At 41.6% G+C, this 13,268-nt stretch carries 12 protein-coding genes; 7 read left to right on the plus strand and 5 right to left on the minus strand.

The window, feature by feature from the left end; genetic code table 11:
* Positions 1-7 precede the first annotated feature (7 nt).
* From J4N22_RS06555 to J4N22_RS06570, 4 genes are all read left to right on the plus strand, one after another.
* The gene (locus J4N22_RS06555) at positions 8-400 is read left to right on the plus strand and encodes a hypothetical protein (RefSeq protein WP_207493038.1); all 393 of its coding nucleotides are present in this window, start codon (positions 8-10) and stop codon (positions 398-400) included.
* A gap of 68 nt (positions 401-468) precedes the next feature.
* The gene (locus tag J4N22_RS06560; protein WP_207493044.1) at positions 469-2,904 is read left to right on the plus strand and encodes a DUF5686 and carboxypeptidase regulatory-like domain-containing protein; all 2,436 of its coding nucleotides are present in this window, start codon (positions 469-471) and stop codon (positions 2,902-2,904) included.
* A 203-nt stretch (positions 2,905-3,107) separates the two neighbouring features.
* Positions 3,108-4,193 carry an oxygen-dependent tRNA uridine(34) hydroxylase TrhO gene (gene trhO / locus J4N22_RS06565; protein WP_207493049.1) on the plus strand — a complete coding sequence of 362 codons (1,086 nt, stop codon included), beginning with the start codon at positions 3,108-3,110 and terminating at the stop codon, positions 4,191-4,193.
* Between the two features lie 222 nt (positions 4,194-4,415).
* Positions 4,416-4,796: a DoxX family protein gene (locus J4N22_RS06570; protein WP_207493053.1), complete on the plus strand. Its 381-nt coding sequence runs from the start codon at positions 4,416-4,418 to the stop codon at positions 4,794-4,796.
* Between the two features lie 60 nt (positions 4,797-4,856).
* Here the strand turns inward: J4N22_RS06570 and J4N22_RS06575 are convergent, their stop codons facing one another.
* The 3 genes from J4N22_RS06575 to J4N22_RS06585 form a co-directional block, all read right to left on the minus strand.
* Positions 4,857-5,633 carry an oxygenase MpaB family protein gene (locus J4N22_RS06575; protein WP_207493058.1) on the minus strand — a complete coding sequence of 259 codons (777 nt, stop codon included), beginning with the start codon at positions 5,631-5,633 and terminating at the stop codon, positions 4,857-4,859.
* Between the two features lie 47 nt (positions 5,634-5,680).
* A complete protein-coding gene (locus J4N22_RS06580) occupies positions 5,681-6,178 on the minus strand; it encodes a DUF4251 domain-containing protein (protein WP_207493062.1) in 498 nt (165 codons plus the stop codon).
* Between the two features lie 68 nt (positions 6,179-6,246).
* Positions 6,247-7,188: an NAD(P)/FAD-dependent oxidoreductase gene (locus J4N22_RS06585; RefSeq protein ID WP_207493067.1), complete on the minus strand. Its 942-nt coding sequence runs from the start codon at positions 7,186-7,188 to the stop codon at positions 6,247-6,249.
* 203 nt (positions 7,189-7,391) lie between these two features.
* Here J4N22_RS06585 and J4N22_RS06590 point away from each other — a divergent pair, with 203 nt between their 5' ends.
* Both J4N22_RS06590 and J4N22_RS06595 read left to right on the plus strand, forming a co-directional pair.
* Positions 7,392-8,201 (plus strand): S1/P1 nuclease, encoded by an 810-nt coding sequence (locus J4N22_RS06590; RefSeq protein ID WP_242692080.1) that lies wholly within the window; start codon positions 7,392-7,394, stop codon positions 8,199-8,201.
* Positions 8,202-8,341: 140 nt separating this feature from the next.
* Positions 8,342-8,920 carry an META domain-containing protein gene (locus J4N22_RS06595; RefSeq protein WP_207493071.1) on the plus strand — a complete coding sequence of 193 codons (579 nt, stop codon included), beginning with the start codon at positions 8,342-8,344 and terminating at the stop codon, positions 8,918-8,920.
* Positions 8,921-8,928: 8 nt separating this feature from the next.
* On the opposite strand, the gene J4N22_RS06600 is transcribed toward J4N22_RS06595, so the two are convergent.
* Together J4N22_RS06600 and J4N22_RS06605 are read right to left on the minus strand one after the other, a co-directional pair.
* Positions 8,929-10,884 carry a T9SS type B sorting domain-containing protein gene (locus J4N22_RS06600; RefSeq protein ID WP_207493074.1) on the minus strand — a complete coding sequence of 652 codons (1,956 nt, stop codon included), beginning with the start codon at positions 10,882-10,884 and terminating at the stop codon, positions 8,929-8,931.
* Positions 10,885-11,032: 148 nt separating this feature from the next.
* Entirely contained in the window at positions 11,033-12,532 is a 1,500-nt protein-coding gene (locus tag J4N22_RS06605; RefSeq protein WP_207493080.1) for a malate:quinone oxidoreductase, read from the minus strand.
* A 204-nt stretch (positions 12,533-12,736) separates the two neighbouring features.
* On the opposite strand from J4N22_RS06605, the gene J4N22_RS06610 reads away from it, so the two are divergent.
* Positions 12,737-13,120 carry a response regulator gene (locus tag J4N22_RS06610; protein ID WP_207493084.1) on the plus strand — a complete coding sequence of 128 codons (384 nt, stop codon included), beginning with the start codon at positions 12,737-12,739 and terminating at the stop codon, positions 13,118-13,120.
* Positions 13,121-13,268 lie beyond the last annotated feature (148 nt).

The raw sequence follows: 13,268 nt of genomic DNA on the forward strand, positions 1-13,268 counted from the left end.
AACCTTCATGAAGAATTTCTCTGCTTATATTCTTACGATGCTGCTTGCTTTTGCAGGTAGTTTATTCTTCCCATGGTGGATAATTGCTGTGGCAGCTTTTATTGTAGCTGTGGCTATACCACAAAAACCAGCAGCAGCACTGGCTACCGGCTCCGGAGCTTTGGTCACTTTATGGACTACCATTGCTATGGTTATTTCTTTTCAAAATGATGATATACTCGCCAAACGAGTAGCGTCTATTCTTTACCTGCAAGGATCAACTACTTACTTGATAATGGTTACGGCCTTTTTAGGAGGTTTGGTAGCCGGGATGGCTGCATTCTCAGGAAGCCTATTAAGAAGTTTAATTTTCCCAAAGCAAAAAGAAAAAACATCTGCTGTGGCTTTGGCAGAAGAATGAAGCGGCTGTAAGATACCAGTCGTTTGAAATAAAAAAAGCTACTGCTATATTCGTTACAATAACTACTCATGAGAACCCTAATCTTCCTTCATTTTTTCATTCTTCCCATTTTTTCTTTTGCAGGAAAAATATCCGGTAAAATAACTGATCAAAACAATCAGCCTCTATCTTTTTCCTCTATCCTGGTAAAGGGAACATTGAAAGGCACTTCAGCAAATGTAAAAGGAGAATATTCTATCATGCTCGATCCGGGTACTTATACGCTGGTTGCTCAACATGTTGGATATCGTAGTTTGGAAAAGACAGTAACCGTGACAAATAGTGATCAGCAAGTGGATTTTGCACTACCTGAGCAGCAGTACGATCTTGGAAATGTAGTTGTAAAACAAGGTGAGGACCCTGCTTATGAGATCATCAGAAACACAATAAAAAAGAAGCCGGATTACGAGAATGAAATAAAGAAATACCAGGCTGAAGTGTACGCCAAAGGCCAGCTTAAAGTCCGTGATCATCCTAATAAATTCATGGGACAAAAAGTTGATTTTGAAGATGGTGACACCAGCAAAAAGAAAGTGCTCTTTTTGAGCGAAACAGTAGCTAAACTTTCTGTTGATGGAAACAAACAAAAGATTGAGGTATTGTCTACTAAAGTAAGTGGAAACAGCGACGCCTTTGGTTTTAGTGGCCCGCAGGTATTTTCATTTTACCAGGATAATATTATGCTCGGAAATTTAAATCCTCGTGGTTTTATTTCGCCTATAGCTATCGGTGCTCTTAATTTTTATAATTATAAACTAGAAGGTACCTTCTTTGAAAACAACCAAATGATCAACCGCATACGCGTAGCACCAAAGCGAAAGTATGAGCCTTTGTTCAATGGTTATATCAACATTATAGAAAATGAATGGCGGGTACATAGTGTGCAACTGATTCTGTATAAAGAGAACCAGATGCAGTTTGTTGATACGCTCCGTATCGAACAACTATATGTGCCGGCAGGAAATGTATGGACCATCAAACAACAAACAATTTACCCTGCTATAAAAATGTTTGGTTTTGATATGCATGGGTATTTTCTGCAGGTCTACGATGACTTCAATTTAAATCCTGTTTTTGCAAAAGGTTTTTTTGATAACACTATCCTGAAGTACAACGACAGCTCCAACAAAAAGCCTGCTTCCTATTGGGATACGGCCAGGCCGGTTCCGCTGCTGGAGGAGGAGGTAAAGGACTACCAGAAAAAGGATAGCCTGGAGGTAGCGCGGCAGGATCCTAAGTACCTGGATTCGCTTGACAGGAAACGTAACCAGCCAAACGTAATGGGACTTATTACAACCGGCCAAACATTCGGTAAAGAAAAGCAGTTGCTTACTGTGTCAGTTGATGCACTGCTTGATATTGTGAATTACAATACCATGGAAGGAGCTGTGATAAATTTCGCTCCACAAATAGTTAAGCGATTTTCTAAAACGGGAAGAAAACGACTAGCTATCATTCCTTCAATACGATATGGATTTAGTAACCAGCGGTTCAATTCCCACTTAACTACAGCATATACTTTTGGTAAGAAATATTCTTCCACAGTATCACTATCAGGCGGTAGGCGTGTTTACCAGTTTGACAACAATAATCCAATTCTGCCGAGAACCAACACGATCAGCACACTGTACTACGAACGTAATTATTTAAAGTTATATGAAGCCGCCTATATGCGTGCTGCATATTCAGCTGGAATAGGAGAGGGTTTTACCATTGGTGCTAATGTGCAATTCCAGGACAGGTCGCAGATGGTAAACACCACTGATTATAAATGGCGCGACCTTGAAGACCGCTTCTTTACCCCTAACCTGCCATTGCCAAGACACCAGGCTTTGCAGGCTACTTTTAGTGTAACCTGGCAACCAGGCGCCCGATATATAGAAATGCCTGACAGGAAGATCAATATTGGTTCCAGGTATCCAACATTGTCTTTTGCTTATACCCATGGTATAAAAGGCCTTGCCGGTAGTGATGTAGATTTTTCGCGCTGGCAGTTTGTAGTGAACGACGATATAAACCTGAAGCTTTTGGGACGGCTTAGTTACAGGGCAACAGCAGGTGGTTTCATCCACTCCAAAAGTGCCTATTTACCCGACTACCAGCACTATTTAGCTAACCAATACAATGCTGCTTCTCGCTACTTGCAAAGCTTCCAATTGATGCCGTTCTATACGTTTAGCAATACGCAACGCCTATCTACCACAGCGCATATTGAATACCACCTGAATGGTTTACTTACAAATAAGATCCCGGGCTTTAAGAAGCTGAATTGGTTTTTGGTTACAGGTAGCAACCTATTGTACCTTAACAATGGCACTTATTACACTGAAGCCTTTGTTGGTGTCGAGAATATTCTGAAGGTTTTCAGGATTGATTATGTTCGATCCTTCACCAATCATGCTTCTGGTAATAATTCTGGTATTCGTTTCTCTGTGCCTGTTATACTTCGTGGAGAGGAGCATTAATAATTAGGTTTTAAAACATCCATGCTGTCCTTGTTAGTCAAAACTTTTAATAAGATGATTTCTTAATTCTGCTTTTCGTCATAATTATTCTGGAGCAGCAAGACTATTTTTGCCGCGCAATTTTTGCCCATCCTGCAAATGGGTCCATTGTATCATGGAACACGCATCATTCACCAAATGATGAGTGGCTTAAAAAATATTATATGGCATTACTACACAACCGTGTTTCTCAAAAGGAACTTAAAGAGAGGCTGTACCAGGAAACCCAGCCCCGCACAACTATCAGCTTTTACCAGTATCATCCTATTGCTAACCCGCAAGAGTTTAGAGATCAATTGTACAAAGGCATGAATGCCCTGAAGGTATTCGGGCGTATTTATGTGGCGAAAGAAGGGATCAATGCACAGGTAAGTGTTCCTTCTTCCAATTTTGAAGCCCTGAAAGCATTTCTATATTCATTCAGTTTTTTAGATGGAATTCGATTGAACATTGCCGTAGACGATGATGGTAAATCATTTTGGGTTTTGAAGATCAAGGTGCGTGAAAAGATAGTGGCAGATGGTATTGATGATCCTAATTTCTCGATGGAGAGAAAGGGTAAGTATGTGAATGCTGAGCAGATGAATCAACTGCTGGAAGATCCGGATACTATTGTTGTAGATATGCGCAATCATTACGAGTTTGAAGTGGGACATTTTACCAAAGCGCTTGAAGTTCCTTCTGATACTTTTCGTGAACAACTGCCAATGGCAGTAGATATGCTACAGGACAAAAAAGACAAGAACATTATTATGTACTGTACTGGTGGCATTCGCTGCGAAAAAGCAAGTGCTTATATGCTGCATCATGGTTTCGATCATGTATTTCACCTGGAAGGTGGAATAATCAATTATGCTAAGCAGGTAAAGGAACATGGTATCCAAAGCAAATTCATTGGAAAGAACTTTGTGTTTGACGATAGACTGGGAGAGCGTATAACAGAGGATGTGATTGCTAAATGTCATCAATGTGGAACGCCTGCCGATACACATACTAATTGTAAAAACGATGCGTGCCATTTATTATTCATCCAGTGTGAAGCTTGCGCAGCTAAATATGATGGCTGTTGTACGCCTGAATGTCAACATGTATACAACCTGCCGGAAGAGGAGCAAAAGAAACTGCGGGAAGGAAAACAAAATGGAATAATGGTTTTCAATAAATCAAGAATGCGTCTTCGTCCAACCATTGAAGAAATGAAACAGATGCGGTTTAGCCTAGATAAAGCCAGTATTAAAACTGAAGATTGAATATCATTTTCACCTTTATTAAAAAGGCATCTTACCAGGTGCCTTTTTTTCATTTTATAGTAATAAATATAGCTATTGCTGCTGCTGTAGAAGGTATAAAAATTTAAGGTGCAACGTGGATTAACCATCTATAAACTTATCATTCCAATCATTTTATTTAACTGGCTGTTGAAGGGTTTCGTGGAAATATTAGAGTAACTTAATATAATTAAATACGACAATATGAACCAGCAGCTCACCTCCCGAATTTCCATCATAATACTTGCTGTTGTGATGATCATTTTTGGAATATACCATTACATGTATCCCAAAAATTTATTAGTGTTTGTTCCTTCTTATATACCTGGCGGAATTATTTGGGTATATATTACCGGTACCGCATTTATACTGGCAGCCATTTCATTTCTTTTACATAAAATGGTGCGGTTGTCTGCCATATTATTAGCAACCATGCTTGCAATTTTTGTTTTCACTATTCATCTTCCAAATTACATGCATGCAGGCGATGTAGAGATGCAGCAAATGGCATTGATCAGTTTTTTAAAAGACCTTGCTATTGCTGCTTTTGCTTTGCATATAGCAAGCAATGCACGAACTGTTTGATGAGCTGACTTTGAAGTTTTGCGAAATTCTCAAGACAATTTTTGCCTTGACAGGCAGAATCTATTTTACCGGTTCATGTAAATTTTCTTCCAGTGCTTTAAAATCATCTTTATACTTAAAAGGTAAAATGGCTGCTTTAATTAGCTTGTCCATATGAATGAGCCGGCTGAATTTGAAGATAGGTACCACAGGAGCCATCCAATGGATAGATGAAAATTGTAGTAGCTCGCCAACCCGCTTTGGAACAACCAGTTTTTGACCTTCTATTAATATGGCATAACGTGCAGCACCCAGGTGCTTGCGGTACTGTTTAAAAAGGTCAATGGAATGATCACTAACTGCCAGGTCTGCTTGTAAATGTGCTTCACGCACCGGAAGCCATGCTTTATAAGTAGCTGGAAGATCTTCAATACCCATATTGATCCCCATCTCGTAAAACACCTGGTAAACTTCTTCTTTTTGCGGATCTGAAAGTTTCTTTTCGAGCAATTCGTACGCAGCAATAGAATAGTAGATAAGCATGAAAAGAACATCGCGGTAAGCCCACATAGGAATTACTGAACCTCTTTTGTTTTCAACGCCCTGGTGTATAGAAGTTATTTTATGAATGGCTTTAAGTGCGGCATCGCGTGGCGAAAAAACAATCTCTCTCGCATAACGAACAGTTGAGAATAACCTGCCTATTGGATCGGCTGGTAAGCGACCAGTGAAGTATAGCCAATCGACTGCTTTGTTCAAAGCAAATTCAGCAGAGGCACCCGCAAAAATAAAAAGTATGGTATCGCTCTTACCCCAGATTTCTCTAACAACATTACCGGGTCTTACAAAATATTCCATAGCGGAAAATACAAAATGAAAGCGTCTGTAGGAGTTGGTAAATCAAATCATCGCCTGTCAGTAGTGCGGCGAATAATAATGCCGTTGAAAGCTACCGGTTGTTTATTCAGCATTCCTACATTCAGCATAGCAAATCCATCTGGCGAAACGGATAAGTTCATTTGCCTGACCTCGCGGTTGTCTTTGGGTATAATGGTTATCTCTATTCTTCCATTGCGGCGTGCGGTTTCCTGGTATTCAAAATTAGTAGAATTAAAATCAAGTCCTATCTGCCTTGGATCCATTGGAGCAGTAAAGCTTCTGCCCATGTAAGGCAAAAAGCAATGAATAGTATCTTTTGAAACGGTCAATTCATATTCAGGCGTTAATGGACGCAAACCTCCTCCTTGTGGAGTGATAGATTGAGCCTGGAAAATATATGATCGTTGCTTCACCAGGTTTACTGCTTCAGAATTGCTAGTGCCGCTAGTATTGCTGGCTGTAGAACAACTGGTAAATATTGCTGTACTGATCACACTTAGAATGACGGCTATCCTTAAAAACATATGCTTGATATTTTGCTTTAGATGTCCAAATGATATACCATCCTTCCGCAGCTGGCATACATGAAGCGTTAAATGCCTACTACTGCTGTTTCGGCTACTTTCTCTACGTTCGCCATCGTTACCTGGTGTTGTAATTCTTTATTGATGCTTACACCTGCTTTGGCTCCTTCAGCAGCAGCGACCACTACAAAATGCATATCCCTTGCGGCATCTCCCGCTACGTACAATCCTTCTATATTAGTCTGTTGCATTTTGTTGGCTTTAACTACGCCTTTGTTGGTCATTTCGCAGCCAAAAGCTTCGGCAAGGTTACATTGTTGTGTAAAACCATTTACAAAGAATATAGCATCTACCGGTGCTGTAGTTCCATTTTTAAAAACAATGGTTTCCAGGTGCTCATTGCCTTCTACACGCTCTATCGGCATAGTTACAACTGTAATATCATTTGCCATCAACTGTTCCATTTGCGATGGTTTTACAGTTTGCTTACCATCAGTATAAAGAACTACTTTATCGGTCCAGCCCTTTAGTGCCAGTGCTAGTTCCCAGCCATTTTTATTTCTTGCATAAACACCTATACGTTTGTCACGTACTTCCCAACCATCGCAGTAAGGGCAGTGAAAGATTGACTTGCCATAATATTTCTCAAAGCCTGGGATCTTAGGCAGGTTATCCATAAGGCCAGTTGCTACTAATAATTTCTTGCTATAGTAATTGTTACCCTCGCTATCCACTGCTACAAAATAGCCTTCATCATTTTTGCGTGCATTCACTATTCTTTTCGTTATCCGCTGAACGCCGTATTTCTTTAGCTCTTCATGACATATTTTGATAAACTCTACAGGATCTACATGATCGCGGGTAAGGTAATTATGCATTCCATGAGAAGATTTGTTCCTGTAGCTTTCTGTATCGAACAACAAAACGGAGCGCCTGCATCTTCCTAAAACCACGGCAGCGTTCAGGCCTGCAGGCCCGCCACCAATGATGATCACATCCACTAATTCCATATCTTTTTTTTGACTGATAAGGTCAGTGTTGCAAACATGATGCTAATATGAAACGGTGCAGCTTCAGCAGGTGTGGGTAAAGAAGGTAACATATAAGTAAATAGTTGGTAAAAGCCGGTGAAATAACCAGGCTGTGCTGTTTCGTTCACTTCTTCTTCACGGTTTATGTCATAGTTTAGCGCAAAATTTTCAAACTAAGTTTTATGCGTTCATCCTTTTTGTTATGGATCGTTATTTTTTGCATGGCCTGTCACCTGCCACTGGAGTCTTTAGCCTGGGGACAAAATGGACATAGAGTAGTGGGCGAAATAGCCCAAGGTTATTTAACAGGTGCTACAAAAAGAAAGATCCGTAAGCTGGTGGGTAATGAAACGCTGGCAATGGGCAGCAACTGGGCAGATTTTATAAAGTCAGATAGCAACTACCGCTACCTGAATACCTGGCACTATATTAATTTTGAACAAGGTCTTTCGTACCAGCAAATGAAGGATTTCCTTGCATCCGATAAAGAGGTAGATGCATATACCAAGCTCAACTTTATGATGGAGGAGATGAAGAAGAAAGATGTGCCGAAAGAAACCAAAGCCATGTACCTGCGCCTGATAGTACATATTGTTGGCGACCTTCACCAGCCATTGCACGTAAGTGCCAAAGGAACCACTGGAGGCAACCAGGTGAAGGTGAATTGGTTTAATGAGCCAAGTAACCTGCACAGGGTGTGGGATGAGCACCTGGTAAGTTTCCAGGACCTGAGCTATACAGAAATGGTACGTGCTATCAATTTCACCAATAAACAACAGAGAAGAACGTGGCAAAGCCAGCCGATAAGTCAGTGGCTATACGAGTCGTATTCTATCAGTAATGTATTGCATGAAGAAATAAAGCAGCCGAACCAGAAGTTGATGTATGAATACAACTTCAGGCACCAGCAAACCATGTACGACCAGATGCTGAAAGGCGGTGTTCGTCTTGCAGGCCTGCTGAATGAGTTATTTAAGAATGTAACTGTATAAATATTTTTACAAAAGCGAAAGCAGGAGTTCCACCAGGGCTCCTGCTTTTTTTGTACTGGCAGCATTATTGAATGATTAGCTGAAAAAGCAGTATGAAAAGCCTTATTCTTCTTCTATTAATTTCACTCGTTACTTCTACTATGCAAGCACAAGATTCAATACTTGTCACCGGCGAAGCTTATATACCAGTAGAGGGTAGGGGAGAAACGCCGGGCAGGTTGGAAGGAAGTTGGACGCTGGTATCTGGCGTTAAAGCAGCCAATAAACAAAGAATGCAGGAGGTGTATAAGAAGAAACCTGCACCAGGTACTGAAACGAAACGGGAGACGACCACTACTACAGAAACTGTTGGAGGAGGTACTGTAGTGACCACTGAAACCGAGATACAGATGATAAGGGAGCAGGAGAAACAGATAACTCCGCAGCAGAAAGAAATCATGCATAAGCCTCAGCCACCCAGCATTAGCTTTTTTGGAAAGAACCACACTTTCACCGGCTTTACCGGTTGTAACCGCTTTGCAGGTAGGTATACCAGTTCAGGAAATAAACTAACGATTAAAGCGGCCAATCCTTCTACAAGAATGGAATGCATAGGTGAATTTGATGAGAAAGATTTTCTAGAAAAGATCAACCAAGTAAACTCGTTTAGGATAAGCAATGGACGCCTGCATTTAATGCGTGGTAATGATGTTCTACTGGTGATGGCGCAAAACAATTAAAGCTTTTGTTACCGTAACAAGACGAAGCTTCCTTTTGTACTGTAATTTTTCCCATCAACGCCTATGGCTTCTGCTATCCATACATAGGTGCCAGGTGGTTGCTGCAGTCCTTTAAACATGCCATTCCAGCCACTTCTCATTTGGTTGGTTTCATACATGATCTGTCCCCAACGGTTGAATATCTTGAATGTCTTTAGCTGGCGCACGCCGTAAAGGATTGGTCTTATCAAATCATTCCGTCCATCGTTGTTAGGTGTAAACGCGGTAGGAACAATAATCTCTACCTGCTTTACAGTTCTTACCAGCAGGGTATCTACCACTTTACATTCATTAATGGTCCTGATGTCTATTGTATACAACTGCTCCCTGGTGCCATTGAAGATGGGTGTAAATGAATTCCTGTTATTGAGCTGGAAACCTGGCGACCAGGATACTGAACTTCCAATGCGTCGGGCGTTTAGTTGAAGAGGTTGATTTTCCAAAGCATATTCATCAGCATAACGTACGGGCGTAGCAGGTGTTTCTATTACTATCCTTCTGGGAATAGTGCTGACAGCGCAGCCGTCCACATTTTGAATATTCGCGGAATAAACACCAGGAGCGTTTACTTTATACCTATTAGTAGTAGCGCCTGGAATTACTACTCCATCTTTTAGCCATTGAATTCTTCTTTGAGGCGCCACTTCTAAAACGGCGCTATCGCCACTGCCCTGGCAAAAACCTTCTTTACCGATAAGCTGTACCGCTTTATCTATGTAGGAAGTTGTAACCACCACCGTGTCTGATGTTTTACACCCACCGCCACTACTGCTGGTATAAAGCACATAGGTAGTGGTGGTATCCGGCGCCGCCATCGGATTCGCCACATATGGATCGGATAATCCTGTTGCCGGTTCCCACCTATAAACCAACCCCGGTATAGGTCGTTTACCTATCTGAACTGGAGCGCGGTTGCATGATAAAGTGTCGTTACCTGCATTTGCTCTTACAGATAATGTATCCATCAATTGCGCATAAAATGTTTGTTCGCAGCCATAGCCACTGTAAGGAACAACGCTTACAGCTACGGTAGTGCCAGAGGCTGGAGGTGGCCTCATTGTCAAAACCTGGCCTGTGCCTAATTCTGTTGTTTTTGCGCTATCGTACCATGTGTAAAATTGGTAGCCATAGGGTGCTACTACATTTACAGCTGTATCATCTGGGCAAAAATTTGCGCCGACAAACGTACTGCTGCATTCGCTGTTCACATCAATATAAGCATATCCAAAATGACGTTCAAAGGTGCAGTCTGCTGTTTTAAAGATCAGCCGGATCGTTTTGCCGGCAAGACCAGAAAGATCAACCGAAACAGCAGACCAATCTTTATAAAGCACCTCTGTAGTATCAACTGTGTTTGTTGCATGCTGAAAGCCTGGTAGTGCTGAGCCGGCAATAAAACTAAAGGTGGCACAACTAACAAACCGGTTGTCCGTTACATTGAGAACTTCAGTTTCCATGCGCGGCTGTTGGTGAGGCTGGTGGCGGGGCGCCTCAAAAACAACCGCGTAATGATAGATCAGCTGGAAATTATTGTTGTTAGCAGGGATGGTAAATTGATAAGCAATTCCCTCAGCCTGGCCGCCGCCCATATCGTTTCCAAGCTTTACAGAATACCCGCTGCCGTTGGGGCAGGTAACAGGAAAGCGGCCATAAGGATCTACTTCTCCTGTGCCGGCGCGGTAAATTGTATGCTGCCCAGGAACAGGGGCATTTACCGGCATGAGCGCCATAACATTGGTAGTTCCTGCTGCATGAGTGGTGCCGGTATAGCAGGTCCAACCTGTGAAATTGCCGGCTTCAAAATCAATATTGGGAGGGCATTCCTGCCCATTTGTTTTTGTAATAGTATATAGGAAGAGCAAAAGGATCAACCCTCTCCAACTGCGCAGCGAAGGAGTATATATGTATAACAGGTAGCGTTTCAAGTTTTGTTCTTGTTGCTACTAAGGTAAGTATTATACATTTTGAAAATGCTTACCAGGAATGAGAGGTTTAGATGTTTGAATTTATATTTCCGTGTATAGTTTATTGTTCTACGTATAGTAAAAGATGAACTCAAGTATTTCTATTTTTTTATGTTACTGCTACTGGTTGTTCTAACTGAAGTACAGCTTCTGTATGAGCTCGTAAGCGCTGCAGTAAGTCTGCATTTTCTGCCAGCGACTCACCAAAAGAAGGAATGATCTCCTTTAGTTTTCGCTGCCATTCGGGTGAGTTGAATTCATTTGGAAAACATCTTTTCAGCAAATTAATCATTATGGAAACTGCAGTGGATGCGCCAGGTGAAGCACCTAATAAGGATGCAATTGTGCCATCTGCCGCACTTACTACCTCGGTACCAAATTCAAGAATGCCGCCTTCTTTTTCGTCTTTCTTTATCACCTGTACGCGTTGGCCCGCTACCTCCATTTCCCAATCTTCCATCCTCGCATCGGGCACATAATGTGTCAAATATTCTAAGCGTGCTTCCGGCGTCAGCCTTACCTGGTTGATGAGGTATTTGGTGAGCGGAATGTTCTTAAAACCCGCAGCCACCATTGGCCATAAGTTGGACAACCTGATAGATTTTACCAGGTCGAGAATAGAACCTTCTTTTAAAAATTTTGTGGTGAAGCCTGCATAGGGACCGAATAGAAGTTCTCTTTTTCCTTTGATCCACCGGGTATCCAGGTGAGGTACAGACATAGGTGGCGAGCCAACAGAAGCAGTGCCGTAAACTTTAGCGCTGTGCTGCTGTATAACATTTTCATTCTTGCAGCGAAGCCATTGCCCGCTTACCGGGAATCCGCCGTAGCCTTTACCCTCTGGTATGCCTGCTTTCAGCAACAAAGGCAAGGCGCCACCGCCAGCTCCAATAAAAACAAAATTGGCCGTGTAGGTTGTTCTTTCACCGGTAGCTATATCTCTCACACGGATATGCCAATTGCGTTTCCTGTCTTGTCTCAGTCTTCGCACTTCATGGTTGAATTGCATTACTACATTCTCTTGCTTTTGCAGGTACTCGAACATGCAGCGGGTAAGCGAGCCGAAATTTACATCCGTACCTATTTCCATTCTTGTTGCAGCCACGCGTTGGCTCTTGTCTCTGCCGTTCATTACCAGCGGCATCCATTGTTTTAGCTGTTCGTGATCTTCGGAGTATTGCATGTCGCGGAAAAGGTGACAACGCGTAAGGGTGTCATACCTGGCGCGCAAATAATCAACAGCATCGTCCCATACAAAACTCATGTGGGGCACCCTCCTGATGAAATTCTGTGGCACCTCTACCAGTTTGTTCTCTATAAGGAAGCTCCAGAACTGTTTCGACTCTTCAAATGAACTAGCAATTTTCACTGCTTTTGAAGTATCGATAGAACCGTCTTCTTTCTGAGGTGTATAATTCAGTTCACAAAATGCCGAGTGGCCGGTGCCTGCATTGTTCCACGCATCTGAACTTTCGGCGGCTGCTTTATCCAGTCTTTCTAATATCCTGATGCTATAGCCGGGGTTAAGCAGTTTCAATAACGTGCCTAAAGTGGCGCTCATGATACCTGCGCCAATTAAAATTATATCTGTATGCTGTTGATTATTCATGACCTGGAGGGGCTTGTAGTTGAATTTTTATAATAAAATGATGCCTGCAGAGCGCCTTCCGGTTTAAGCTGGTTTTGTAGTAGCAGAAAATGAATGACATTTTACGAGTAGGGCATTGGTAACCAGATATTATAAAAAAATAGTTGGAACGATTTTTTACTATTAACAACAAAACCCAATCTCAAAACATTTTAAATCCTGGTTATGTCAAACATTACTTTAGAAAGTAAGAAGCTGAAGAAGGCCCTGATAATTGAAGACGAAGGTGATATGTGCTTGCTGCTGAACATTATGCTGAATGGTAACGATGTGGAACTTGATCATGTGAAAGATCTGAAATCCGCAAAAGAATATCTTGGACAAGAAAATCCTAACGTGATCATCCTTGATAATAAACTGCCTGATGGTTTTGGAATTGATTTCATCCGTTATATAAAGCAGCATTACCCTGGTATAAAGATCATTATGATATCTGGTTATGATGCTTCTGCTGAAGATGTTGCGCTTGAAAATGGTGCAGATATTTTCCTTACAAAGCCATTTACAAAAGATCAGTTGTTCAATTCAATGATGGGACTTTTGAATTAGAAGCTTCACTATTTTGAATAGATATTATTATAGAGCCTGCTTTTGCAGGCTCTTCTTTTTACAGTTGAAAAGGTAATTTTTGTAAATCGGTGAAACCTTCATTGGTACTTATAGTGAGCAAAGGAGTACCGGTTGAGTTTTTCTTATA

Source organism: Aridibaculum aurantiacum, assembly GCF_017355875.1.
Classification (GTDB): Bacteria; Bacteroidota; Bacteroidia; order Chitinophagales; family Chitinophagaceae; genus Segetibacter; species Segetibacter aurantiacus.